At 72.8% G+C, this 23,604-nt stretch carries 22 protein-coding genes and 2 pseudogenes; 9 read left to right on the top strand and 15 right to left on the bottom strand.

Going from position 1 to position 23,604, the window contains the following annotated elements:
* Window positions 1-149 precede the first annotated feature (149 nt).
* From KME66_RS27465 to KME66_RS27480, 4 genes and pseudogenes are all read left to right on the top strand, one after another.
* Window positions 150-824: a DUF4232 domain-containing protein gene (locus KME66_RS27465; RefSeq protein WP_216327109.1), complete on the top strand. Its 675-nt coding sequence runs from the start codon at window positions 150-152 to the stop codon at window positions 822-824.
* Between the two features lie 174 nt (window positions 825-998).
* A pseudogene (locus KME66_RS27470) lies at window positions 999-1,438 on the top strand (hypothetical protein).
* Window positions 1,439-1,599: 161 nt separating this feature from the next.
* Complete coding sequence (locus KME66_RS27475; RefSeq protein WP_073217391.1) at window positions 1,600-3,057, top strand: hypothetical protein; 1,458 nt, start codon at window positions 1,600-1,602, stop codon at window positions 3,055-3,057.
* 321 nt (window positions 3,058-3,378) lie between these two features.
* The gene (locus KME66_RS27480; protein WP_003969918.1) at window positions 3,379-3,609 is read left to right on the top strand and encodes a hypothetical protein; all 231 of its coding nucleotides are present in this window, start codon (window positions 3,379-3,381) and stop codon (window positions 3,607-3,609) included.
* Window positions 3,610-3,672: 63 nt separating this feature from the next.
* Here KME66_RS27480 and KME66_RS27485 read toward each other — a convergent pair whose 3' ends face one another.
* From KME66_RS27485 to KME66_RS27515, 7 genes and pseudogenes are all read right to left on the bottom strand, one after another.
* Entirely contained in the window at window positions 3,673-4,884 is a 1,212-nt protein-coding gene (locus KME66_RS27485; protein ID WP_216327111.1) for a TerD family protein, read from the bottom strand.
* A 160-nt stretch (window positions 4,885-5,044) separates the two neighbouring features.
* Window positions 5,045-5,266 carry a hypothetical protein gene (locus KME66_RS27490; protein WP_216327113.1) on the bottom strand — a complete coding sequence of 74 codons (222 nt, stop codon included), beginning with the start codon at window positions 5,264-5,266 and terminating at the stop codon, window positions 5,045-5,047.
* A 272-nt stretch (window positions 5,267-5,538) separates the two neighbouring features.
* Window positions 5,539-6,867: an MFS transporter gene (locus KME66_RS27495; RefSeq protein ID WP_216327115.1), complete on the bottom strand. Its 1,329-nt coding sequence runs from the start codon at window positions 6,865-6,867 to the stop codon at window positions 5,539-5,541.
* 202 nt (window positions 6,868-7,069) lie between these two features.
* On the bottom strand, window positions 7,070-8,521 hold the full coding sequence (locus KME66_RS27500) for a penicillin-binding protein 2 (protein ID WP_216327117.1): 1,452 nt from the start codon (window positions 8,519-8,521) through the stop codon (window positions 7,070-7,072).
* 91 nt (window positions 8,522-8,612) lie between these two features.
* Window positions 8,613-8,789 (bottom strand): annotated as a pseudogene (locus KME66_RS27505) (response regulator transcription factor); the annotation flags it as partial.
* Between the two features lie 272 nt (window positions 8,790-9,061).
* Window positions 9,062-9,541 carry a GNAT family N-acetyltransferase gene (locus KME66_RS27510; protein ID WP_216327119.1) on the bottom strand — a complete coding sequence of 160 codons (480 nt, stop codon included), beginning with the start codon at window positions 9,539-9,541 and terminating at the stop codon, window positions 9,062-9,064.
* Window positions 9,541-10,311, bottom strand: a complete 771-nt coding sequence (locus KME66_RS27515; protein ID WP_073217374.1) for an IclR family transcriptional regulator — start codon at window positions 10,309-10,311, stop codon at window positions 9,541-9,543. The genes KME66_RS27510 and KME66_RS27515 overlap by 1 nt, the downstream gene beginning before the upstream one ends.
* A gap of 257 nt (window positions 10,312-10,568) precedes the next feature.
* Here KME66_RS27515 and KME66_RS27520 point away from each other — a divergent pair, with 257 nt between their 5' ends.
* Entirely contained in the window at window positions 10,569-12,092 is a 1,524-nt protein-coding gene (locus tag KME66_RS27520) for an aldehyde dehydrogenase (NADP(+)) (protein WP_216327121.1), read from the top strand.
* Window positions 12,093-12,150: 58 nt separating this feature from the next.
* On the opposite strand, the gene KME66_RS27525 is transcribed toward KME66_RS27520, so the two are convergent.
* Complete coding sequence (locus KME66_RS27525) at window positions 12,151-12,534, bottom strand: VOC family protein (protein ID WP_216327123.1); 384 nt, start codon at window positions 12,532-12,534, stop codon at window positions 12,151-12,153.
* 146 nt (window positions 12,535-12,680) lie between these two features.
* Here KME66_RS27525 and KME66_RS27530 point away from each other — a divergent pair, with 146 nt between their 5' ends.
* On the top strand, window positions 12,681-13,397 hold the full coding sequence (locus KME66_RS27530) for a DsbA family oxidoreductase (RefSeq protein WP_216327126.1): 717 nt from the start codon (window positions 12,681-12,683) through the stop codon (window positions 13,395-13,397).
* 131 nt (window positions 13,398-13,528) lie between these two features.
* Window positions 13,529-14,587 (top strand): aminotransferase class V-fold PLP-dependent enzyme, encoded by a 1,059-nt coding sequence (locus KME66_RS27535; protein WP_216327129.1) that lies wholly within the window; start codon window positions 13,529-13,531, stop codon window positions 14,585-14,587.
* Window positions 14,588-14,618: 31 nt separating this feature from the next.
* Here KME66_RS27535 and KME66_RS27540 read toward each other — a convergent pair whose 3' ends face one another.
* The gene (locus KME66_RS27540) at window positions 14,619-15,125 is read right to left on the bottom strand and encodes a MarR family winged helix-turn-helix transcriptional regulator (protein ID WP_216327133.1); all 507 of its coding nucleotides are present in this window, start codon (window positions 15,123-15,125) and stop codon (window positions 14,619-14,621) included.
* Between the two features lie 176 nt (window positions 15,126-15,301).
* Here KME66_RS27540 and KME66_RS27545 point away from each other — a divergent pair, with 176 nt between their 5' ends.
* Complete coding sequence (locus KME66_RS27545) at window positions 15,302-16,372, top strand: alkene reductase (RefSeq protein ID WP_073217359.1); 1,071 nt, start codon at window positions 15,302-15,304, stop codon at window positions 16,370-16,372.
* Here KME66_RS27545 and KME66_RS27550 read toward each other — a convergent pair.
* The 6 genes from KME66_RS27550 to KME66_RS27575 all read right to left on the bottom strand — a co-directional run bounded on the left by KME66_RS27550 (window position 16,348) and on the right by KME66_RS27575 (window position 22,320).
* Entirely contained in the window at window positions 16,348-17,382 is a 1,035-nt protein-coding gene (locus KME66_RS27550) for a VOC family protein (RefSeq protein WP_216327137.1), read from the bottom strand. The two genes, KME66_RS27545 and KME66_RS27550, sit on opposite strands and share 25 nt — an antisense overlap.
* Window positions 17,383-17,528: 146 nt before the next feature.
* Complete coding sequence (gene thpD / locus KME66_RS27555) at window positions 17,529-18,422, bottom strand: ectoine hydroxylase (protein ID WP_073217353.1); 894 nt, start codon at window positions 18,420-18,422, stop codon at window positions 17,529-17,531.
* 3 nt (window positions 18,423-18,425) lie between these two features.
* Window positions 18,426-18,824: an ectoine synthase gene (locus tag KME66_RS27560; protein ID WP_006123624.1), complete on the bottom strand. Its 399-nt coding sequence runs from the start codon at window positions 18,822-18,824 to the stop codon at window positions 18,426-18,428.
* 89 nt (window positions 18,825-18,913) lie between these two features.
* Window positions 18,914-20,176 (bottom strand): diaminobutyrate--2-oxoglutarate transaminase, encoded by a 1,263-nt coding sequence (gene ectB, locus KME66_RS27565; protein WP_073217350.1) that lies wholly within the window; start codon window positions 20,174-20,176, stop codon window positions 18,914-18,916.
* Window positions 20,177-20,372: 196 nt separating this feature from the next.
* Entirely contained in the window at window positions 20,373-20,903 is a 531-nt protein-coding gene (gene ectA, locus KME66_RS27570) for a diaminobutyrate acetyltransferase (protein ID WP_073217348.1), read from the bottom strand.
* A 310-nt stretch (window positions 20,904-21,213) separates the two neighbouring features.
* Window positions 21,214-22,320, bottom strand: coding sequence for an alanine--glyoxylate aminotransferase family protein (locus KME66_RS27575; RefSeq protein WP_073217346.1), 1,107 nt, complete (start codon window positions 22,318-22,320; stop codon window positions 21,214-21,216).
* 149 nt (window positions 22,321-22,469) lie between these two features.
* Between KME66_RS27575 and KME66_RS27580 the strand changes: the two genes are divergently transcribed.
* Window positions 22,470-23,546 carry an amidohydrolase family protein gene (locus KME66_RS27580; protein WP_216327140.1) on the top strand — a complete coding sequence of 359 codons (1,077 nt, stop codon included), beginning with the start codon at window positions 22,470-22,472 and terminating at the stop codon, window positions 23,544-23,546.
* The last annotated feature ends 58 nt before the right edge of the window (window positions 23,547-23,604 follow it).

The following is a 23,604-nucleotide window of genomic DNA, read 5'->3' on the forward strand; positions in this document are numbered from 1 at the left end:
TCTCCGCGCGGGAACCGTCAAGGTCCACTTAGATCTCCTTGTGGTGAACGGCAAGGGATGCTGAAGGGTGCGGCGGCCGGTGCCGCTCCTCCGGTCCCTCTGACACGATCGAACGCGCGGACGACCGGCCGCGTCGAGGGGTGGGCGACATGAACGAGCGCGTACGGGTACGGAGACAGGTCCGGGCGGCCCTGCTCGCGGCCACGCTGACGGCACTGACCGGCTGCTCCGGCTTCCTCGTCCCGGCCGGCGAGGGCGAACGGCCGGACCCCACGCCGTCCGCCTCCGCCTCCGGGCCCGGCGCCGTCCGCGCCGAGACGCTGCCCCCGACCCCCGCGCCGGGCGCGGACGCCCCCGCCCAGGGCGCCCCGGCGCAGACCGGGCCGACCTCCGCCCCGCCCGGGACGTGCCCCTCTTCCGGGGTCGTGGTGGACATGGGCCCGGTGGAGACCGGAATGATGCACCGGGCCGTCGTGCTCACCCTCACCAACTGCGGCCGCGAGCCCTACGCCGTCGACGGCTATCCCTGGGTCCAGGCCCTCGACGAGGACGGCAATCCGCTCCCCGTCAAGGTCAACGAGGACGGCTCGTACTTCGGCAGCGACCCGGGCCCGAAGAAGCTCGTGCTCGACCCCGGCCTCTCCGTGAAGTCGATCCTCGCCTGGGTCTCCACTCCCGAGGGCGGCGATCTCGTCGAGGGCGATGCCCTGGCCGTATCCGCCGCCCCCGGCCTGCCGGTGCGGGTCTTCCCGCTGGAGGGCCACGACATCCGGCTGATGGACGAACTCAACACGACGGCCTGGCGCACCGAACTCGGCGGCTGACACCAGGGGTGGCCGTGGGGACGGTATGCGTGACCCAGACCGCCCCCGCCGAAGCCCCGGGCAAACGGAGTCCGCCGGTATCGGGCGCGCGATGGGCTTGACCTCAAGCGGGATTGAGGTGTGAGCGTGGTTCTCCCGCGCGCCGAGCGGTGCGCGGGAGAGGGGAACACCGTGATGACCACGCATGTCACCGACCGCCCCGACCCGGCTCGCCCCGATGCCTCGATCGCCAAGGTCAGCATCTGGAACGTCGGAACACCGCAGCGGCAGCAGGAGGCCGTCGACGCGATTCGGAAGGTCTGGGGGAGCCGGGAGTGGCCGCATCCGGGACTGCTCTCCTACAGCGTCCACGCCGGGGAGGACGGCGCCACCCTGATGCACTACTCCCAGTGGACCGGCGAACAGGCCTACCAGGACTTCGTACGAGAGGCGCGCGACACCCGCAACGCCGAGATCGACGCGGCCGCGCGGCTCTCGCCGCACCCGGTGAGGGCATCGGTTCCCCGTCCCCGCTCTGGGAACGCGTCCAGAAGTACCCGGGTATGACCGGTGGCGGCGTGAACCGCTACACCCCCGCGCTCAGCATGGAACCGCACGCCGGTGCGCGTACGTAGGACCCAAAGGCGGGCCGGAGCGGCGGGCGACGGGAAAGAAGGACGCCGGGGGCGAGCGGTCGAAGCCGTGGGCGGCATGCGGTGAAATACGTCTAGGCTTGGGCGGCTGAACCGCGTACGCACTCCGTATGCTCCCGAGCACGCACCGAGGAGAACCCCCGATGTCCGCAGAGCGCCCTTCCCTGCCGCCGGTGCGGCTCAACTCCGAGGCCGAACTGGCACGGGACGCGCTCGCCGCTCCGCTGCTCGTCCGGGCCGTCAGGCTCGCCCGGTGGGCCGGTCCCGACACCCGGGTCGGCGCGGGCGGCGAACTCGTTGAGGCGCAACTGCCCGCGGCCGCCGAGCATCTCGGGCTCGCGGCCGACGAGGACGGCGCCGCGTACGCGAGCGAGGCCTGGCGGCTCGCCGTCGACACCGGACTCCTCGACGTGACCGACCCCGAGGAGGAGGACGCCGAGGGGACCGCTTCAGCGGGCGAGAACCTGGCCCTGCTCACCGGCGGCTCCCCGCAGGACGTCCTGTCCATCTGGCTCGACGGCCTGGACGCCGTGCACGCCGACGCCACCGCGCCCGTCCTGGACGACTTCACCGACCTCGTCGGGGAGGACGGCTCGATCGACTTCGACGCCCTGGACTGGGACCCGGAGGCCGAGGCGGAGTTCCTCGACGGCGTCCTCGGCAACCTCTACCTGCTCACCCTCGCGGACAACGGCGCGGGCGAAGGCCCCGTCCCGCTGCCCGCCCTCGCCGCGTCGATGATCGTCCCCGACGACATGGGCGAGCCCACCGACGACATCCTGGAGCAGGTGTCGGAGGCGATGATGCGCCTCGACGACCAGTTCCGGCTGCTCGAACCCATCGGGATCGTCGAGTACCGGCCGGTCGACGAGGCGCTGATGGTCGAGGAGGGCGAGGCGCCGGTGGACGCCGTCGGGGGCGACGAGGACGACGTCACCCGCTACGGCATGGTCAAGCTCACCCCTCTCGGCCTGTACGGCGTCCGGGCCCGGATGCTGGAGGCCGGGGTGGACGCCCCCGCCGTCGGCGACCTCGCGGACAAGGGCGCCGACGCCCTCCTCGACGGCATCGCCCTCTACCCGGAGTCCACCGCCCGCGCCGAGGTCAAGCTCTGGCTCGCGGGATACGCCGACGGCGCGGTGTCGGCGGCCGCCGAACTGCTGGCCGCCGCGCGCGGCACGGACGAGGGCGGACCGCTGCGCCGCCTCCACTGCCAGCAGGCCCTCGCCCTGGCCGGCCCCGAGGCGGAGCCCGCCGTACGCGCGGTGCTCGGCGACCGGGAACTGGGCGGCCTCGCCCGCGTCTGGCTCGCGGAGCACGGCGCCGCCGACGTGCCCGCCCCGCCGGAGGACATGATCTTCTGGCTGGCCATCGACACCATCGCCGCCCACCTGGACGCGGACGGCGAACTGGACGAGCTCCAGGGCCTGATCGAGGGCCTCTCCGCCCAGCACAGCGGCTTCTTCGACGAGGTCTGGCGCGTCGATCATCCGGCCACCGCCGATGTGCTGGAGGCCATGGGCCGGCTGCACAGCGACAAGAAGGCCGCCAAGGAGGCCCGCAAGGCGGCGTTCAAGGCCCGGTCGCGTGCGGGTGGCTGAGCGGGTAGGGAGCGGAGCGCGGCTCTTCCGCTGAGCTCCGCTCCTGCCGACGGACACCGGCGGAGACCGGTGGGGACCGGCGGAGACCGGTGGGGACCGGTGGGGACCGGCGCAGGACACCGGAGTACGGCGGAGGACGGCGGTGGACCCGCCACACGTTCGGGGTGCTTTTCCGGTGCCCATTCCCGTGTGGATCCGCCGCCGGACGCCGGGAAAGCCCAGACCGGGGCCGGTGGGCGCGGGTCACGAATCCGGTACGTCTGGGGGCCGAGCGGCAGAGGGGCATGGCGTCGGGCCTTCACAAGGCGCATACTCGACATGATGAAACAGTCAGCCGGTTCCCGGCGTCACCTGCCGTCCAGTCCCTTCAACCGCCCGGCCCAGGAGGCCCCACCGGTCGAATGCTTCGATGTCGGTGACAGGGTTTCGCACGACCAGTTCGGACTCGGCAGGATTCTTGCTGTCGAGGGCGACAACGACGCGGTCCTCATCGACTTCTCGGGGCGCCAGGGAAGGATCCTGAGCCCCTACTCCAAGCTGACCAAGCTCTGAGGCGCCCGGCTTCGCCGTATCCGGGGCACCTGGACCCGACCGGTCCAGGTGCCCCGGACGCGTCTAGAGCGCCTTGGCCGCGGGCTTCACCATGCCCCGCACGGTGCGCGACTTCACGAACTCGCCCATCGCGGTCATCTCCCACTCGCCGGTGAACTGCTTGATGAGCTTGGCCATCATCACCCCGGTCTGCGGCTCGGCGCCGGTGAGGTCGAAGCGGACCAGCTCCTCGCCGGAGGCGTCGTCGATCAGCCGGCAGTAGGCTTTGGCGACCTCGTTGAACTTCTGGCCGGTGAACGAGTTCACCGTGAAGACGAGGCCGGTCGCCTCGGCGGGGATCCGACCCAGGTCCACGACGATCGTCTCGTCGTCGCCCGCGCCCTCACCGGTGAGGTTGTCGCCGGAGTGCTTGATCGCCCCGTTGAGGATGGTCAGCTTGCCGAAGTAGCAGCTGTCCAGGTGGTTGCGGTTGGGGCCGTAGGCGATCACCGACGCGTCCAGGTCGATGTCCTTGCCGCGGAACGCGGGCTCCCAGCCCAGCCCCATCCGGACCCGGGAGAGCAGCGGCGCGCCGCCCTTCACGAGGGACACGGTCTGGTTCTTCTGGAGGCTGACCCGGCCCTTGTCCAGGTTGATCTTGCCGGATCCCGCGGCCGGCGCCGCCGGGGCGGGCGGCGCGATCCTGGGGTCGACGGGGGCGGCGACCGGGGCGGGCGGCTGGGCGGCGACCGGCGCGGGGGCCGCCGGAACCGCCTGGGCGACCGGGGCCGCCGGCTCCTCGACCGAGACGCCGAAATCGGTGGCGATCCCGGCCAGCCCGTTCGCGTACCCCTGGCCGACCGCGCGGGCCTTCCAGGCGCCGTTGCGCAGGTAGATCTCGATGACCACGAGCGCCGTCTCGGCGCCCAGCCGCGGCGGGGTGAACGTGGCGATCGCGCTGCCGTCGTCCGCGTTGCGCACGGTGGCGGTGGGCTCGATGCCCTGGAAGGTCTGGCCCGCGGCGTCCGGGCTCGCGGTGACGACGATCTTCTCGATGCCCGGCGGGACGGCGGTGGTGTCCACCACGATCGCGTCGGGTGCCGAGCCCCCGCCGGCGCGGTAGGTCACGCCGGGGCCCGAGGGCTGGTTGTAGAAGATGAAGTCGTCGTCGGAGCGCACCTTGCCGTCGGCGGTGAGCAGCAGGCCCGAGACGTCGAGCCGCACCGGAGCGGCGACGTCCACCGCCACGCGGGCGGCGGAGAGGGGAATGTTCGAGCCGGGGGTCATTGCGGTCATGCACGGGGTAACGAACGACCCGGCTTTGCCGTTCCCTTACCTTTGCCCCTCGTCCACCAGATGCTTTTCGGCCGTCGGTACGGCCCCGGAATGGACCCGGTACGGCTCCGGAATGGACCCGGTACGGCCCCCGGAACAGCCGGACAGGCGCGGAACGGGCTCAGCGGCGGTTGCGCGGGTGGTTGCGGGCCGTGCGCTCGTTGCCGTGCTTGTACGCGCCCGTCCAGCGCGCCATCACCAGCTGCGCGTCACCCTCCTCCACCTCCGCCAGGAACTTCTCCGCCCGGCCGCCGCGCAGCGTGCCCGCGGGCCTGCCGTGGTGGGTGATGGTGACACTCTGGTCGCCCTGCTGCTCGTACTGGAATCCGGAAGGTCTCGACATGGCCGTATCTTGCCCGTCCGCGGACGCCCGCGTCGCCCGGATTTCCGTCGTCCCCGCCCTCTGTCCGTCGTCTCTCCGTCCGTCGTCTCTCCGTCCGTCGTCCTCGTCGCCGCTTCCGGGCGGCTCACGGCCGGAAGCGGCGGGTCCGTCACGAAAGGGCCGCCCACGCGGGACCCGCCTCCGCCCGGAGCCGGAGGCAGCCGTGGCCGCGCTGCATCGCCCGGACGGCCGACCGCACGCCCGCTCGGCGGGTGCGACCGGGCCCCGTCCTCTCACGGTCGGGGTGAGGCGGGGGAGTCACGGGGCCGTCGCGCGCCCGCCGCCAGGACCACCGCGGCTGCCGCCGCCCCGGCTCCGGCCGCCGCCGTCAGCACCCGCACGTCCACCACCGCGACGAGCCCCGCCCCCAGGAACAGGGCCACCGCGTTGGGCGCCGTCATCAGGGAGCCCGCCGTGGCCGCCGTACGTCCCAGGACCGCGTCCGGCGTCTCCCGCTGCACCGCCGTCATCGCCGCGATCAGCACACACGGCAGACCGAACCCGATCGCCGTGCTCGCCCCCAGGGCCACCGCGTCCGACGGCACCGTCCGCGCCCCCGCCCCCAGCGCGAACAACAGGATCCCGCCGGCCGCGAACACCCGCTCCGGCAGTCGGCGCAGCAGCGTCCCCGCCAGGAGCCCCACCGTCACGGAACCCGCGCCCTGCACCGCGTACAGCACCCCCGCGTACGCCGGGGTGCGGTCGAGCACCTCGTCGACGTACGCGAAGGTCAGTGCCCCGTTCACCCCCGCCGACAGCATCGTCGCCGCACCCGCCGTCACCAGCGGGCGCAGGACGGCCGAGCCGCGGATCCGCCGCAGCCCGGCGGCGAGTTCGTCGCGCCAGGAAGCAGCCGGGGCCGGGCGCCCCTGGAGGGCAGGCGCCGACTCCGCGCACGGGGCCGAGTCCGCCCCAGGGGCCGGCTCCGGGCCCGGGGGAGACTCCGGCCCCCGGGCCGAGTGCCGGTCCGGGGGCCGGGGCGCTTCTCCTTTCGGCAGCCGGGCGAAGATCAGGGCGGCCAGCGCGCAGGTCGCCGCCGCCGACAGCGCCACGGCCGGGCCGCCGAACCGGACGTACAGCCCCGCGCCCGCCAGCGGGGCGACCAGCTTCATGCCCTCGTTGGCTGTCATCCGCAGCCCGTTGAAATCCGCCAGCAGCGAGGCGGGCACGGTCCCCGCGACGAGCGCCGACTCCGCCGCGCCGAGCAGGACGCCGATCGCCCCGTGGAGCACCAGCACCGCGAAGAGCAGCCGGAGGGCGTGGACCGATCCCACCAGCACCAGGGGGACCAGCAGACAGGCCATCACCAGATTGCCCCGCACCAGCAAGGTCCTCCGGTCCATCCGGTCCGCGAGCGCACCGAGCGCCGGACCGGCCAGCACCGGAGCCCACATCGCGCCCACCGTCAGCGCCGCCAGACTGTCCGACCCGGTCAGCGACTTGACCCAGATTCCCGCCGTGAGCCACATCGCCGACGTACCGAAACCGGAGACCACCACCCCCGCCAGACAGCGCCCCGCCGTCCGGTCCCGCAGGACCCCCACCACCGCCGAACCGCCCATGCCGCCCCCTCCACTCCACGCTCCGTGTCCGCGCCGTGTGCGGCTCATGATGGGGAGTAAGGCAGTCCGGCGGCATCGGGCGGATGCCCTAGTCAGGGCCTGTCGGCACGGGGGCGCCCGTCGGCGCGATGGGCCCCGGGGCCGTCCGGGGAGCCGATTCAGCCCGTGGCGACCCCGCTTCCGTGGGCTCCGGGGGGCCCGCTCACCGCTCCAGCGCCGCCTTCATCATCTTCTGTGCGACCGGCGCGGCCAGACCGTTGCCGCTGACCTCGGAGCGCGCCGAGCCGGAGTCCTCGACGATCACCGCGACCGCGACCTCCTTGCCGCTGCTGTCGTCCTTCGCGTACGAGGTGAACCAGGCGTAGGGGGTGTTGCTGTTGTCCACGCCGTTCTGCGCGGTGCCCGTCTTGCCGCCGACCTCGGCCCCGGCGATCCTGGCGTTGGTGCCGGTGCCCTCCTCGACCACGGTCACCATCGCGCTGCGGAGCTGCTCGGCGGTCTTCTCCTCCACCACGCGCCTGGTGTCGCCGTCCTTGGTCTCCTCCAGCACCGTGCCGTCCCCGTCGGTCACCGACGCGACCATGTGCGGCGCCGCCAGCTCGCCGCCGTTGGCCAGGGCCGAGCTGACCATCGCCATCTGGAGCGGGGTCGCGGTGACCTCGAACTGGCCGATCCCGGTCAGCGCCGTCTGCGCCTCGTCCATGTCCGTCGGATACACGCTCTTCGCCGCCCGCACCGGCACGTCCAGCTTCTCGGTGTCGAACCCGAACGCGTCCGCCATCTCCTTGACCCTGTCCTGGCCGAGATCGGCCGCCGCCTTCGCGAAGACGTTGTTGCAGGAGTACTGGAGCGCGGTGCGCAGGGTCGCGTTCTCGCAGGGGGCGGACGTGTTCTCGTTGCGCAGGACGGTGCTGGTGCCGGGCAGCGTGTACGGGTCGGGGCTGTCGGTGCGCTCGTCGACCGAGCCGTAGAGCCCGTTCTCCAGCGCGGCCGCGGCGACCACCAGCTTGAACGTGGACCCCGGCGCCAGCGGTTGCCGCAGCGCCCGGTTGACCAGCGGCTTGTCCGGATCGTCCAGCAGCTCGCGCCAGGCGTCGCCGTCCGTCGTCCCGCTGATCTTCGAGGGGTCGTACGAGGGGGTAGACACCATGCCGAGGATCCGGCCGGTCTCCGGGTCGATCGCCACCGCCGCGCCCTTGTCGTCGCCGAGCGCCTCGTACGCCGCCTTCTGGACCCCCGGGTCGATGGTGGTGAGGACGTTGCCCGGCTTCGCCTGCCCGCCGGTGATCAGGTCCTTCGGGTTCTTCAGCCGGTCGTCCGTGCCGTCCAGGATGCCGCTGTGGATGCCTTCGAGCTGGGTCGCCCCGTACGCCTGCGAGCTGTAGCCGGTGACGGCCGCGTACAGCTCGCCCTGGGTGTACGTGCGCTGGTAACGGAGGTCGCCGCCACTGGTCCCCTTCGATCCGGTGACCGGTGCACCGGCCACGATGATGTCCCCGAGCGGCTGCGCGTACTGCGCGATCGTGTTCCGCCGGTTGTGCTCGTCGTCTGCGAGCGCCTTGGCCTGGTAACCCTGCACCCAGGTCGCCCGCATCAGCAGGGCGAGCACCATGAGCAGGCAGAAGACCGAAGCGCGCCTGATGGTCTTGTTCATCCCGCTCAAGGGACGAGCAGGCTGGTTCCGGTCGTTCCCTTCCGTGCCCCTTCTCACCGTTTTCTCACCCGGCCCGCCCCCGCCGCGGCGCTCAGCCCGGGGTGATGAACCCGGACTCGTAGGCCGCGATGACCGCCTGGGTCCGGTACCGCGCACCGGTCTTCGCGAGGACCGCCGCCACCTGCGTCTTCGCCGTCGCCGGGCCCACCGAGAGCCGGTCCGCGACCTCCGCGTCGGCCAGCCCCGCCGCCATCGGCCGCAGCCCGGACCGGCGGTCGCACCGGTGGCCCGCAGCAGGTGGGTGACGCCGGGGACCAGGGCCGCCGACGCGGCGGCGACGGCCGTCGCGCGCAGGGCGGGCGTGGTCGGGCTCTCCGGCAGGTCCCGCAGCCGTGCCCGCCACGGACGGCCCCAGCGCTCCCTGGCGTACAGCGCGAAGGGGGTGCCGAGGGCGAGGCCCTGGACGATGAAGCCGCCGCAGACGAGTCGACGACCCAGGGATCGAGCGGAAGAGACGCGTCCGGCGGTACCGCGCGGTCCCTACGCGCGGAGGGTCACCAGCACCTCGTCGATCTCCTCGCCCCTGGCCCGGGCGAACCCCCGGTCCGCGCCGGTCACCACGAAGCCGCACTTCTCCAGCACCCGGCGCGAGCCGAGGTTGTCGGCCGCCGCCCGTGCGTGCAGCGGGCGCGTCGGCGTCGCGTCGAGGAACGCCCGCAGCGCGGCCGTCGCCAGCCCGCGGCCCCAGTGCGCACGGTCGATCCAGTACGTCACCTGGCGGTCGCCGATCTCCCCGTACGCACCGACATGGCCCACCACGACGCCGTCGGCCACCGCCGTGCGCATCACCACCCCGCCGGACCCGGACCGGATCCGTGTCCAGCGGGCGTCGAACGCCGCGCGGTCGGTGGGGTCCTCGGCGGTGAACGCGGCGACCCGGGTCGCGTCCGGATCGCTCATCCAGGCGAAGAACAGCGGCAGGTCGGCGTCCTCCACCGCGCGCAGCGACATCTCGGCCATCACAGCCGCCGCGTCGCGAGGGCGAGCCGGTCCCGGGCGTCGAACAGGGCGTCCTTCACCGTCTGCTCGTGGCCCGTCGTGAGCCGGGCGACCGGCACCGAGCAGCTGATGGCGTCACGGGCGGGGGTCCGGTAGGGGATCGCGACCCCGAAACAGCGCAGGCCGAGGGTGTTCTCCTCGCGGTCCACCGCATAGCCCTGCTCGCGGACCAGCCGCAGTTCCCCGATGAGCTTCTCGCGGTCCGTGATGGTGTGCTCGGTCAGCGCGGGCAGCGTCTCGGGCAGCAGCGCGCGGACCTGCTCGTCGCTGTGGGTGGCGAGCAGCGCCTTGCCCAGCGAGGTGGAGTGCGCGGGCAGCCGGCGCCCGACCCGGGTGAAGGGGCGCAGGTAGTGCTGGGACTGCCGGGTCGCGAGGTAGACCACGTTCGTCCCGTCGAGGCGGGCCAGGTGGATGGTCTCCGTGGTGTCGTCGGACAGCCGGTCCAGCGTCGGCCGGGCGGCGGCCACGACCTCGTCGCCGTCGATGTACGAGGTGCCGACCAGCAGGGCGCGGACACCGATCCCGTACCGGGTGCCCGTCGCGTCCGTCTCGACCCAGCCCAGCTCCACCAGGGTGCGCAGCAGCATGTAGAGGCTGGACTTGGGGTAGCCGACCGCCTCCTGGACGGTGGCCAGCGTGTGCATGCCGGGCCGCCCCGCGAAGTATTCGAGGAGTTCCACGGTCCGTACCGCGGACTTGACCTGTGCCCCACCGGACTCGGCGACCGACATCGCCCACGCCCCCTTCTTCTCCAGCTCATCAGCCTCCCGTCCGGGACGCCGTCCGAGAAGCCGCCACACGATTGCCAACACGGAACGCCCGGAAATAGAGTCCAGGGCATTCACGACCAGGAACTCTGTTCAGAATACCGAACACCTGCTGAGACGCGGCCGCCGTCGGCCGGGCCGCCGGGGGACGGCGAGGGGCGGCGGCGGGACGGCGATCGGGGACCGGCCGGTGACCGGTCGCGCGACGGAAGGGAATCACGGTGAGCGCAGTACCAGTCTGGAGCGTCGACCCCCGAACGGGGAACCCGCGCGAGCAGGTCGCCGTGGAGGCCACCGCCGAGGAGGTCGACCGCGCGGCCGGATCGGCCCACGCCGTGCGGGACGCCCTCGCCGACCGGGTGGCGCGGGCCGCGTTCCTGCGGACGGCGGCGCGGCTGCTGGAGGAGTCCGGCGCGCACATCATTGAGGCCGCCGACGCGGAGACCGCCCTCGGGCCCGCCCGGCTCACCGGCGAACTCGCGCGCACCGCAGCCCAGTTCAGGGCCTTCGCGGAGGTCGTCGACGAAGGCGACTACCTCGACATCCGCATCGACCACCCGGACGCCGCCCGGACCCCGCCCTGGCCCGACCTGCGCCGCTACAGGATCCCGCTCGGGGTCGTCGCCGTCTACGCGGCGAGCAACTTCCCGCTCGCCTTCTCCGTCCCCGGCGGCGACACCGCCAGCGCGCTCGCGGCCGGCTGCCCCGTCGTGGTCAAGGCGCACCCCGACCACCCGGCCACCTCCGAACTCTGCGCCTCGGTCCTGCGCCGCGCCGCCGCCCGCGCCGGGCTGCCCGAGGACGTCCTCACGGTGGTGCACGGGTTCGACGCGGGAGTCGAACTGATCCGCCACCCGCTGGTGAGCGCGGCGGGCTTCACCGGCTCCGTACGCGGCGGACGCGCCCTGTTCGACGCGGCGGCCGCCCGCCCCGTGCCCATCCCCTTCCACGGCGAACTCGGCTCCCTCAACCCGGTCGTCGTCACCGCGGCCGCCGCGGTGGCGCGCGCCGGGGAGATCGGCGCGGGCCTCGGCGGCTCGATGACGCTCGGGGTCGGCCAGTTCTGCACCAAGCCCGGCTTCGTGCTCGTCCCCGAGGGCGCGGCGGGCGACCAGCTCCTGAAGACCCTCACCGAGACGGTCAGCTCGACCGGTTCCGCCGTCCTGTTGGACCACCGCATGCGGGACGCCTTCGTCGCCGGGGTACGGGAGCGGGCCGCGCTGCCCGGTGTCGGCGCCCCGGTCACCCCCGGTGCGGCCGGCGAGCACACCGTCTCCGCCGGATTCCTCACCGTGCCCGCCGCCCGGCTCACCGCCGAGGGCCCGCACGACGCGCTGCTGGAGGAGTGCTTCGGCCCGGTCACGGTCATCGCCCGGTACGGCTCCACCGAGGAGGCCGCCGCCGTCCTCGCCCGACTGCCGGGGAACCTCACCGCCACCCTCCAGTGCGCCACCGACGAGGGCCGGGACCCCGACGCGGGGCAGCTGCTCGCGGCCCTCACCCCGCTCGCCGGACGCGTCCTCGTCAACAGCTGGCCGACCGGGGTCGCCGTCGCCCCCGCCCAGCACCACGGCGGCCCCTACCCGGCCACCACGTCCACCTCCACCTCGGTCGGCGCGACGGCGGTCGAACGCTGGCTGCGCCCGGTCACGTACCAGTCCACCCCCGAGTCCCTCCTCCCGGCCGAGCTGCGCGAGGACAACCCGCTCGGCCTGCCCCGCCGGGTCGACGGACGCCGCGCGTGAGCCCTCACCCGGAGCGTCTCGCGGGCCCGCCGGAGCGTCTCGCGGGCCGCCCCGGACGTCAGGAAGCCGTCGCGGCCCGGTCGCGGTCGCCGCGCAGGACGCAGAACTCGTTGCCCTCGGGGTCGGCGAGCACCGCCCAGCCGGAGCCGTCCGGGTTGCGGAGGTCGGCGACGAGGGTGGCGCCGAGGGTCAGCAGCCGCTCCACCTCCTCCTCGCGCGAGGAGGACGGGCGCAGGCACAGATGGAGCCGGTTCTTGCCCTTCTTCTCCTCGGGGACCTGATGGAAATAGAGCATCGGTCCCTCCGCCATCATCACCTGCGTCTCCGGCATGCCCGGTTCGTCCTCCGGATGCAGCGGACGGCCGGTCACCTCGCTCCAGAACCGCGCCAGCTCGTACGCGTTCACACAGTCGATCGCCACGTTCTGCACCACTGAGACCATGCGCGCGAGCCTTCCCGATTTCCGCTCCGGGCGCCAGCGGTTCGCGGCCCGGGAATCACCTGGTCAGGTTCGGTGTTCGGACAGAGACGTGACGTACGGAGGGCTTCTCCGCACGCCCCCCGTGAGTCTGGGAGAGAAGAAGAGTCATGCGCGTCGAGATCTGGAGCGACATCGCCTGCCCGTGGTGCTACATCGGCAAGGCCCGCTTCGAGAAGGGCCTCGCGGAGTTCGCCCACCGGGACGAGGTCGAGGTGGTGCACCGGTCCTTCGAGCTCGACCCCTCCCGGGCCAAGGGCGACACCGCGCCCGTGATCGACATGCTGGCCCGGAAGTACGGCCGTACCCGTGAGGAAGCCGCCGCCATGGAGGCCGGCGTCGCCGCCAACGCGCACTCCGAAGGGCTCGGCTACCGCACCGAGGGCCGCGACCACGGCAACACGTTCGACATCCACCGGCTGCTGCACCTGGCCAAGGCCCGGGGCCGCCAGGACGAGCTGCTGACCCTCGCCTACCGGGCGAACTTCGCCGAGGAGCGCTCCGTCTTCGACGACGAGGTGCTGATCGCCCTCGCCGAGGAGGCCGGACTCGACGCCGACGAGGCCCGCGCCGTGCTCGCCGACCCCGAGGCGTACGCGGACGACGTCCGGACCGACGAACGTGAGGCGGCCGAACTGGGCGCCAACGCCGTGCCGTTCTTCGTGCTCGACCGGCGGTACGGCATCTCCGGCGGCCAGCCCTCCGAGGTCTTCGTCCAGGCGCTGGAGCAGGCATGGAAGGACCGCCCGGCCACCGCCCTCACCACGGTCGGCGGGGACGCGGCGGCCTGCGACGCGGAGGGAGCCTGCGAGGTTCCGCGGAGCTGAGACCGGGGCCGGGCCCCGGAGCCGAACGGCGGCACCGGGACCCGGCCGGTCGCCAACCATAAGAATATCTTTGGTGTGACCCTTAACTATCTGTAATTGACTTTGAGTTGAGGGGGCTTCAGGGTGGACGCATGACGATCCTCGCGCCCATCCAAGCAGCAGCCGCCGAATTCGCGCCCGAGGTCACCTACCTCAACACCTCCAGCTGGGGCCTGCTGCCCCGCCGGACGATCGCCGCCGTGAAGGCCCTGGCCGACGAGAACGCCGCGGGCCGCCGGGTGGGCGCCGGCAGCTTCGAGGCCGTGGAGGCGGCGCGGGCCGGCTTCGCCCGGCTCGTCGGGGTCCACCCGGACCGGGTCGCCACCGGCAGCTCCGTCACCGTCCATGTCGGCCTGATCGCCGCTTCACTGCCGCCCGGCGCCGAAGTCCTCTGCCCCGAGGGTGAGTTCTCCTCCGTGGTCAGCCCGTTCGCGCTCCGCGGTGATCTGCGTATGCGGTACGTGCCCCTCGCGGACCTCGCCGCTGCCGTCCGCGACTCGACCGCGCTGGTCGCCTTCTCCGCCGTGCAGTCGGCCGACGGCCGGGTCGCCGACCTCGCCGCCGTGCGTGCGGCCGCCGCCGCGCACGGGGCCCGCACTCTGCTGGACGCCACCCAGGCGGCGGGCTGGTTCCCGGTGGACGCCGGCGCGTGCGACTACACCGTCACCGGCGGCTTCAAGTTCCTGCTCTGCCCGCGCGGTACGTCGTTCCTGACCGTCACCGAGGAGGCGCAGGACACCCTGCCGGCCCTCTTCGCGGGCTGGGTCTCCGCGGGCGCCCCCTGGACGAGCAACTACGGCCCGCTGGAGCGCCTCGCCCCCACCGCCCGCGGCTTCGACGAGCCGCCCGCCTTCCTCTCGTACCACGGGGCCGAGCACTCCCTCGCGCTGCTCGCGGAGGCCGGCGCCGACGCCCTGTACGGGCACGCCACCGGGCTCGCCGCCCGACTGCGCAAGGGGCTCGCCGCTCTCGGGCACCAGGCGGTCCCCGGGGAGTCGGCGATCGTCGCGGTGCCGGGACTCGACGGCCGTCAGCCCGCACTGGCCGAGGCCGGGATCGCCGTCTCCGCCCCGGCCGGGAATCTGCGGATCTCCTGCCACCTCTACAACACCGAGGCCGACGTGGACCGGCTGCTGGACTTCCTGGCCTGAGCCGTACGGGCACGCCTCGGCCGGCCGCGGCTCACCGCCGGTCGGGGCAGTCCTCGGTCTCCCGGCAGAGGTTCTCCTCGACCTTCGCCAGCAGCCGGACCAGCTCCGTGCGCTCGGCCGGGTCCAGGCCCGCGAGCGTGTCCTCCTCCAGGCTGCCCCACGCGGCCCGTACCGCGGCGCGCAGCCCGCAGCTCTGTTCCGTCGCCTCGACCAGCACGGCCCGCCGGTCGGCCGGGTCGGGGCGGCGGCGCACATGCCCGGTCTGCTCCAGCCGCTGGAGCATCTTCGTGACCGTGGAGGGGTCCAGCTCCAGGGCCCGGATCAGCTCGGTCTGCCGGACCGCCCCCCGGTCCCACAGGTGCATCATCAGCAGCTCCTGTCCCGGGTAGAGGTCCACCCCCCTGAGCGCCTTGCCCGCCGCGATCCGGTGCAGCCGGGCCACCCGCGAGACGGCGTGGCTGACGGGCCCGCCGAGCGCCGCCGTGGGCCGGGCGTTCGTACAGGCGTCTTCCGCGGGGGTGGCGCGGCCGGTGGTCATGGCGGGCTCCTGAGGTCCTCGGGCGGTGAGCGGAGGCCGCGGTGGTGGCCTCGGTGACGGCTTCCGATGATGCCCGACGTATTCGGGCCACTTTACCTTGGTCGGCCAATGAATGGGTTACAGTTGCCCCCGGCGGCATTCATTGGCCGACCACATACCTATTCCGGGAGACCCCCATGACCACCGCTTTCGACCCCGTCGACCTGTCCGGCACGCGCCTGGCCAACCGCATCGCACTGGCCCCGATGACCCGCAGCCGGGCCGGCGAGGGCGGCACCGCCACCGAGCTGACCGCCACCTACTACGCCCAGCGCGCCTCGGCCGGCCTCGTGATCACCGAGGGAATCCAGCCCTCCGTGGTGGGCCAGGGCTACCCCTCCACGCCCGGCCTGCACAGCGCCGAGCAGGTCGCCTCCTGGCGTACGGTCACCGACGCGGTGCACGCGCGGGGCGGCAGGATCTTCGCCCAGATCATGCACGCCGGCCGCATCGGCCACCCGGTCCTGCTCCCCGACGGACTCGTCCCGGTCGCCCCCTCCCCGGTCAGGGCCACGGGCCAGATCTTCACCGCCGAAGGCCCCAAGGACCTCGTCGAGCCGCACGAGCTGACCGAGGCCGAGATCCGGCAGACCGTCGCCGACTTCGTCTCCGCCTCCCGCAACGCCGTGGAGGCCGGGTTCGACGGGGTCGAGCTGCACGGCGCCAACGGCTACCTCATCCACCAGTTCCTCGCCCCCAACACCAACCGGCGCACCGACGCGTGGGGCGGCTCCGACGAGGCCCGCACCCGCTTCGCGGCCGAGGTCGTCAAGGCCGTCGCCGCCGAGATCGGCCCGGAGCGCACCGCGCTGCGCATCTCGCCCGGCAACCCGTACAACGACATCGACGAGCCCGCGCCGGAGGCCACGTACACCGCGCTGGTCCGCGCGATCGAGCCGCTCGGCCTCGCCTATCTGCACATCCTGGAGGCCACCCCGATCCGCGAGCTGACCCTCGCCCTGCGCAAGGCGTTCTCCGGGGCCCTCGTCATCAACGTGCACTCCGAGGGCCCCACCGGACCCGGCGACCACACGGTGATCGACGACGGCGTCGCCGACCTGATCTCCTACGGGGCGCTCTTCCTCGCCAACCCGGACCTGCCCGCCCGGCTGAAGGCGGGCGGCCCGTTCAACACCCCCGACCCGTCGACCTTCTTCGGCGGCGACGCCCGGGGCTACACCGACTACCCGGCGCTCGACGCCGTCTGATCCTCCAGGGGCCGCCCGTCCCACCGCCACGCGGTGCGGCGCGGGTGGCCCGGCAGCCCGGCGCGGCCGGTGGCCCACAGCAGCACGGCCCACCGGTCGCCGCCCGGGGGCGCGTCCGGGAAGAGCCGGGCCAGCGCCCGGTCGCAGAGCGCTGCGGGCGGCGCCCACGCCAGCCCCAGGCCCTGTGCCAGGTCATGGGCGTGCACCAGGGTCTCCACCACACCCATCGCGGCGAAGCCCTCCGGGTCGGAGATCCCGTATCCGTGGTACGAACGCACCTCGGGCGGTGTCGTCCGCGCCATCGAGGCCAGCAGCGCCCCGCTCGCCTCCACCGTCGCCAGCAGCCCGGCGGGCCCGGCCTCCCGGTCGGCGAAGACCGCGTTGTACGGTCCGCCCGACCGCTCCGGCGTCCACCGGTAGGGCACCTCGCGATCCAGGGGAGGGGTGCGGAGGCCCAACTGCACCGCGTACGCGAAGAGATCGTCGCCCAGATGCTCCGCCGTCTCCCAGCAGGTCCACTCCAGCGATCCCGCCCGGTCCTCCCAGCGCTCCGCCGGGGCCTTCGCCAGCACGTCCACCGCGAGCCGTACGGCGGTCGTCACGTCGTCGGCGGTCACCGGCAGCCGACTCCCGGTCAGCGCGGCCCGCTCGGCCGCGCCGCACTCCACGCAGAACTCGTTGCCCTCGGGGTCGGCGAGCGTCGCCCAGCCCCGCCCGTTCGGCCTGCGGTGGTCGCCGACGAGGGTCGCGCCGAGCGCGAGCAGCCGCTCGACCTCCGCGTCGCGGGAGCGGTCCTGCGGCTGGAGGTCGAGATGGACGCGGTTCTTGGTCTGCTTCTTCTCGGCCACCCGCACGAAGAGGACCGCCGCGCCGGGGGTCTCCAGCAGCACCTCCGGGTCGCCGGGTCGGTCCTCGCCGGAGAGCGGCGCGTCGAGCGCCCGGGCCCAGAAGCCGCCGAGCGCGTAGGGGTCGGCGCAGTCGATCGTGATGTGGCGTATGTGGGAGGTCATGCCGGACACCCTCGCCGCCGGCTCGCCTCCGGTCCAGCGGGTTTCGCGACGACCGGTCCGGCGTACCGCCCGCGCCGCGGTCCCGCGCGGCACACGCGAGGGGCCGGGACGGCACGCCGTCCCGGCCCCTTCGCCCGCGCGTCGCGCTACTTCACCGGGGTGAAGTCCCGCGCCCCGATGAACTCGGGGCGGCGGATCGGAGCCGCGAAGGGCTCCTGCGCCGCGTTCTCCACGCTGTTGAAGACGATGAAGACGTTGCTGCGCGCGTACGGCGTGATGTTGTCGCCGGAACCGTGCATGGCGTTGCAGTCGAACCAGGTCGCCGAACCGGCCTTGCCCGTGAAGAGCTTGATGCCGTGGCGGTCGGCCATCTTCGTCAGCGCCTCGTCGGACGGGGTGCCGGCGTCCTGCATCTGGAGCGACTTCTTGTAGTTGTCCTTCGGCGTCTCGCCCGCACAGCCGAGGAACGACTTGTGCGAACCGGGCATGATCATCAGCCCGCCGTTGGTGTCGAAGTTCTCCGTCAGCGCGATCGACACGGACACGGTCCGCATGTTCGGCAGACCGTCCTCCGCGTGCCAGGTCTCGAAGTCCGAGTGCCAGTAGAAGCCCGAGGCCCCGAAGCCCGGCTTCACGTTGATCCGGGACTGGTGGACGTACACGTCCGAGCCGAGGATCTGGCGGGCCCGGCCCACCACCCGCTCGTCGCGGACCAGCCCGGCGAAGACCTCACTGATCTTGTGGACCTCGAAGACGGACCGCACGCTCTGCGTCTGCTTCTCCACGATGGAGCGCTCGTCGGCACGGATCAGCGGGTCGGTGACCAGGCGATCCAGCTCCGCCCGGTAGACGGCGACCTCGTCCGGCGTGATCAGCTGCTCGATGCTGAGGAAGCCGTCGTGCTCGTAGCTCTGGAGGTCCTTGGCGGCGATCGGGCCCGGTGCGCCCGGCGCGGACCAGATGACCGGGTCCTGGCGGGGAGTGGTCATCTCGGCGGCGCCGCGCGAGGGGTACAGATCGGCGCGTACTTCGGTGGTCATGGTTCAGCCCTCCTCGGTCAGCAGTGGGTAGACACCGTTCTCGTCATGGTCCTCCCGCCCGGTGACGGGGGGATTGAAGACGCACACGCAGCGGAAGTCGGTCTTGGGCCGCATGGTGTGCCGCTCGTGCCCGTCCAGCAGATACATCGTGCCGGGCGTGATCCAGTGCTTCTCGCCGGTCTCGTCGTTGGTGAGTTCGGCTTCGCCCTCGGTGCACAGGACCGCCTCGATGTGGTTCGCGTACCACATCGAGGTCTCCGTGCCCGCGTACAGCACGGTCTCGTGGAGCGAGAAGCCCACCTTCTCCTTGGCGAGCACGATGCGCTTGCTCTCCCAGGTGCCGGACGCGGCCTTCACATGCCGGTCGGTGTTCTCGATGTCACTGAACGATCGGACGATCACGGTGAGCGGTTGCCTTTCTCTTCTCTGCACGGGCCCCGGGCCTCACGGCCCGGGGCCTCTCTTCTTCCACCTGCCCCGGCAGTACCGGGTCAGGCCGTCTCACGGACGGAGCGGGCCAGCGTGCGCAGCCCCTCGTCCAGCTCTTCGGGGGTGATGGTCAGCGGCGGCAGCAGCTTGACGACCTCGCTCTGCGGGCCGGAGGTCTCCAGCAGGAGCCCCAGCTCGAAGGCGCGGGCGCAGACCGCCGAGGCCCGTGCCGGGTCCTCGAACTCCATGCCCCACACCAGGCCCCGGCCGCGGAACTGCGCGCTCGGCTCCTCGGCGCAGATGGCCAGCAGCGTCTGCTCGACCTGCTCGCCGCGGGCCAGGGTCTGCTTCTCCATCTGGCCGTCCGCCCAGTACGCCTGGAGCGCGGCGGCGGCCGTGACGAAGGCCGGGTTGTTGCCGCGGAAGGTGCCGTTGTGCTCGCCCGGCTCCCAGATGTCCAGCTCCGGCTTGAACAGGCAGAGCGACATCGGCAGCCCGTAGCCGCTGATGGACTTCGACAGCGTGACGATGTCCGGGGTGATCCCGGCGTCCTCGAAGGAGAAGAAGCCGCCGGTACGGCCGCAGCCCATCTGGATGTCGTCGACGATCAGCAGCATGTCCTGGCGGTGGCACAGCTCCTGCAGCGCCCGCAGCCACTCGGCACGGGCGACGTTGATGCCGCCCTCGCCCTGGACCGTCTCCACGATCACCGCGGCGGGCTTGTTCAGACCGGAGCCCTGGTCCTCCAGGAGCCGCTCGAACCACAGGAAGTCCGGGACCGTGCCGTCGAAGTAGTTGTCGAACGGCATCGGGGTGCCGTGCACCAGCGGGATCCCGGCCCCGGCGCGCTTGAAGGCGTTGCCGGTGACGGCCAGCGAGCCCAGCGACATGCCGTGGAAGGCGTTGGTGAACGAGACGACGGCCTCGCGGCCCTTGACCTTGCGGGCCAGCTTCAGCGCCGCCTCGACGGCGTTGGTGCCGGTCGGGCCGGGGAACATGACCTTGTACGGCAGGTCGCGCGGGCGCAGGATCACGTTCTGGAACGTCTCCAGGAACCCCCGCTTGGCGGTGGTCGCCATGTCCAGGCCGTGGGTGATGCCGTCGCGCTCGATGTAGTCGATCAGCGCTCGTTTCAGCACCGGGTTGTTGTGGCCGTAGTTGAGCGAGCCGGCGCCGGCGAAGAAGTCCAGGTAGGAGTGGCCGTCCTCGTCGGTCAGCCGGGCGCCCTGCGCGCGGTCGAAGACGGCGGGCCAGCCGCGGCAGTAGCTGCGGACCTCGGACTCCAGGGTCTCGAAGACGCTCAGTTCGGGCGGGGTGATGGTCACAGCGGGTCTCCTGCGTGAGGGGGTGTGACGGGCGGTGGTCTGGTGCTCCCCGCCGCACGGATGCGGCCGGGACCGCGCCGGGTGGTCGGCCGACGCGAAAAGTCGTGGGAACCGGGCGCACGGGTCGGGTGCGCCGGACGGGGGTCGGGCGGCGGGCGTACGGGTCGGGTACGCCGGAGGGCGTGCCCGGGCGTGCTCAGGTGGTGAACGGACCGATCCGGTAGAGCACCTCGGGCAGGTGGGTCCCTTCGGGGAACAGGTCGCCGTCGAAGAGGACCTCCTGCTCCAGTGCCACGTCGTGCCGCTGGGCGTAGGACGTGAACAGCCGGTCGGAGGCGGTGTTGTCCGGGGTGATCGTCGTCTCCACGGACGACAGGCCCTGGTCGGCGGCGACCCGGGCGGTCAGCGCGTCCAGCAGCGTCGCGGCCAGCCCCTTGCCGCGGTGGGCCGCGTCGACGGCCACCTGCCAGACGACGAGGGTCTGGGGGCGGTCGGGCCGGATGTAGCCCGTCACGAAGGCGATGGGCTCGCCGCTCTCGCCACGGGCGACGACGGACGTCGCGGCGAAGTCACGGCACCACAGCAGGTAGCTGTACGAGGAGTTCAGGTCCAGGACCTTGGAGTCGCGGGCAATGCGCCAGATCGCGGCTCCGTCCTCCACTCGCGGCGCATCGATACTGAGGAATTCGCTTCGGGCACGGGCAAAATCTGCTGGTGCGGCGGTCATGTGAATTGAATTTACCCAGCAAATTTCGAAATTGCATCGAGGCAAGGGGTTGGGTGAAGGGCTTGTGTGTGTTATCAGGCGTGCGCGAGCCACCCCATGATCCGGGGGCATTTTCTTCCACTTTGTCCCGAATTAATCGGTCATAACGCCGCGCCTGTGGGGTCGGTCACAGGATCGTAACTCTCCTGCTACGTGTCCGAATCGTGAAGCTCGACCCGCGCAGAAACTTCTGCGTTTAGCCGAAGAGATAGCGGGCAAAAGAATACGGGGAGCTGCTTTCGATAAAGCAGCTCCCCGTATCGTGGAGAATTCAGTGGGCCGGCCAGGTTTCCGAAACGGTCCGGCGGGCAGCCTCGATATCGACCCGCAGGCCCGCATCGGTCAGCGCCGCCCCCAGAGCCGCGAGCGAGGACAGCACCGCGCCCCGCGTCGCATCCGCCCCGTAATGGTTGACCCGGATCATCTCCTTGGAGAGCGCCCCGCCGCCCGCGACCAGCGGCAGCGCGGGGTCCGCCGCCAGCGCCGCCGCGACCAGGGCTGCCGCGTCCGTCCCCGCCGGGACGCGCAGCGTCGTCGCCACCGGGGCCGCGTCCCGCGCCCGGTGGACGTACGGCTCCAGCCCGCCGCCCAGGGCGACCGCTCCCGCCCGGGTCGCCGCGGCGGCCGAGGCGTGGCGGGCCATCACCGTCTCCGGTCCCTCGTCCTCGATCCGGGCGACACATGCCTCCAGGCCCAGCATCTCCAGCTGCGCGGGGGCGTGCGGCAGAGCCGTGCGGCCGCCGTCGATCCAGCGCTCCTTCCAGTCCAGCAGCGACAGGTAGGAGCGGCGCGGGGCGGCCGGGTTGGCGGCGATCCGCTCCCAGGCCCGCGCGCTCACCGACACCGCGGAGACCCCGGCGGGTCCGCCCATGGCCTTCTGCGCGCCGATCACGCACAGGTCGACGCCCCAGGCGTCCGGCAGCAGCGGCTCGGCGCCCACCGAGGCGACCGCGTCCAGCATGAACAGCGCGCCGTGGGCCCGGACCACCTCGCCGATCTCCGCGACCGGGTTGGTGTTGCCGGTCGCCGCCTCCGCGTGCACCAGCGAGACGAAGTCGATCTCCGGGTGCTCGGCGAGCGCCTCGGCGACCTGGGCGGCGGTCACCGCCGTGTGGAACGGCACCGCGAGGTCGACGACCTGGGCGCCGCAGTCCCGCAGCCAGTTGCCGAAGGTCTGCCCGTACGGGCCCGTGACCACGTTCAGCGCGGTCGAGCCGGGCCGCGCGCCGCTGCGGATGCAGCCCTCCAGCGGCAGCAGCGCCTCGCCCTGGGTGATGACGACGTCCTGCTCCGTCGCGAGGAGCCGGGCCACGCGCCGCTCGATCGCCGCGAAGTGGCCGGCGGTGAGCGGGGGCAGATCGAGGAAGGGGTGCGTCACGGTGGGGGCTCTCTTCGGGTTCGTCCGACGGTCGGAAGGCACTGGCAGCCTACCGACGGCCCGCCGGCGGCCTCGTACAGTGCCGCGTATGAGTGATCGGGTGAGTGATCGGACGGGTGGTCGAAGTGCGTGAGGGGAAGGAGCGGCCGGTGCTGCGGGTGAAGGGCCGGGTGCTCGTCGGCCCGGACGAGGTGCGGGACGAACTGTGGGCCGTGGGAGGACGGATCACCTACGAGCGGCCGCCCGGCGCCGACGGTGCGGAGACGGTGCGGGGCTGGGCGCTGCCCGGCCTCGTCGACGCGCACTGCCATGTCGGTCTGGACCGGCACGGCCCGGTCGACGCGGCGACCGCCGAGAAGCAGGCGCTCACCGACCGGGAGGCCGGGACCCTGCTGATCCGGGACGCCGGATCGCCCTCCGACACCCGCTGGATCGACTGCCGCGAGGACCTGCCGAAGATCATCAGGGCCGGCCGCCACATCGCGAGGACCCGCCGCTACATCCGTAACTACGCGCACGAGATCGAGCCCGGCGACCTCGTCGCGTACGTCGCCCAGGAGGCCCGGCGCGGCGACGGCTGGGTCAAGCTCGTGGGGGACTGGATCGACCGCGACGCCGGGGACCTCACCGCCTGCTGGCCGCGCGGCGAGGTCGAGGCGGCCATCGCCGAGGCCCACCGCCTGGGCGCCCGGGTCACCGCGCACTGCTTCGCCGAGGAGTCGCTGCGCGATCTGGTGGAGGCGGGCATCGACTGCATCGAGCACGCCACCGGACTCACCGAGGAGACCATCCCGCTCTTCGCCGAACGCGGCGTCGCGATCGTCCCGACGCTGGTCAACATCGCCACCTTCCCCGACCTCGCGGCGGGCGGCGAGGCCAAGTTCCCCCGCTGGTCGGCCCATATGCGGCAGCTGTACGACCGCCGCTACGACACCGTGCGCTCCGCGTACGACGCCGGAATCCCGGTCTACGTCGGCACCGACGCGGGCGGCTCGCTGGCGCACGGCCTGGTCGCGGGCGAGGTCGCCGAGCTGGTCAGGGCGGGCATCCCGCCGCTGGAGGCGCTCTCCGCGACCGCGTGGGGAGCCAGGCGCTGGCTGGGGCGGCCGGGCCTCGACGAGGGAGCTCCGGCCGACCTGGTCGTCTACGACGAGGACCCGCGCGCGGACGTGCGGGTGCTGGCGGCGCCCCGCCACGTCGTCCTGAACGGGCGGGTCGTCGGCTGAACGGCGGCGCGTTGACGGGCAGTGACGGATGCGGCCCCCGGCTCGTTGATACAGCCCG

It is taken from the genome of Streptomyces sp. YPW6, from assembly GCF_018866325.1.
Classification (GTDB): Bacteria; Actinomycetota; Actinomycetes; order Streptomycetales; family Streptomycetaceae; genus Streptomyces.

What these genes read in the sequence shown, in the direction of transcription:
- KME66_RS27465 (WP_216327109.1), top strand. Translation starts at nt 150, where the DNA reads ATGAACGAGCGCGTACGGGTACGGAGACAGGTCCGGGCGGCCCTGCTC.
- KME66_RS27475 (WP_073217391.1), top strand. Translation starts at nt 1,600, where the DNA reads ATGTCCGCAGAGCGCCCTTCCCTGCCGCCGGTGCGGCTCAACTCCGAG.
- KME66_RS27480 (WP_003969918.1), top strand. Translation starts at nt 3,379, where the DNA reads ATGAAACAGTCAGCCGGTTCCCGGCGTCACCTGCCGTCCAGTCCCTTC.
- KME66_RS27485 (WP_216327111.1), bottom strand. Translation starts at nt 4,884, where the DNA reads ATGACCGCAATGACCCCCGGCTCGAACATTCCCCTCTCCGCCGCCCGC.
- KME66_RS27490 (WP_216327113.1), bottom strand. Translation starts at nt 5,266, where the DNA reads ATGTCGAGACCTTCCGGATTCCAGTACGAGCAGCAGGGCGACCAGAGT.
- KME66_RS27495 (WP_216327115.1), bottom strand. Translation starts at nt 6,867, where the DNA reads ATGGGCGGTTCGGCGGTGGTGGGGGTCCTGCGGGACCGGACGGCGGGG.
- KME66_RS27500 (WP_216327117.1), bottom strand. Translation starts at nt 8,521, where the DNA reads ATGAACAAGACCATCAGGCGCGCTTCGGTCTTCTGCCTGCTCATGGTG.
- KME66_RS27510 (WP_216327119.1), bottom strand. Translation starts at nt 9,541, where the DNA reads ATGGCCGAGATGTCGCTGCGCGCGGTGGAGGACGCCGACCTGCCGCTG.
- KME66_RS27515 (WP_073217374.1), bottom strand. Translation starts at nt 10,311, where the DNA reads ATGTCGGTCGCCGAGTCCGGTGGGGCACAGGTCAAGTCCGCGGTACGG.
- KME66_RS27525 (WP_216327123.1), bottom strand. Translation starts at nt 12,534, where the DNA reads ATGGTCTCAGTGGTGCAGAACGTGGCGATCGACTGTGTGAACGCGTAC.
- KME66_RS27530 (WP_216327126.1), top strand. Translation starts at nt 12,681, where the DNA reads ATGCGCGTCGAGATCTGGAGCGACATCGCCTGCCCGTGGTGCTACATC.
- KME66_RS27535 (WP_216327129.1), top strand. Translation starts at nt 13,529, where the DNA reads ATGACGATCCTCGCGCCCATCCAAGCAGCAGCCGCCGAATTCGCGCCC.
- KME66_RS27540 (WP_216327133.1), bottom strand. Translation starts at nt 15,125, where the DNA reads ATGACCACCGGCCGCGCCACCCCCGCGGAAGACGCCTGTACGAACGCC.
- KME66_RS27545 (WP_073217359.1), top strand. Translation starts at nt 15,302, where the DNA reads ATGACCACCGCTTTCGACCCCGTCGACCTGTCCGGCACGCGCCTGGCC.
- KME66_RS27550 (WP_216327137.1), bottom strand. Translation starts at nt 17,382, where the DNA reads ATGACCTCCCACATACGCCACATCACGATCGACTGCGCCGACCCCTAC.
- thpD (WP_073217353.1), bottom strand. Translation starts at nt 18,422, where the DNA reads ATGACCACCGAAGTACGCGCCGATCTGTACCCCTCGCGCGGCGCCGCC.
- ectA (WP_073217348.1), bottom strand. Translation starts at nt 20,903, where the DNA reads ATGACCGCCGCACCAGCAGATTTTGCCCGTGCCCGAAGCGAATTCCTC.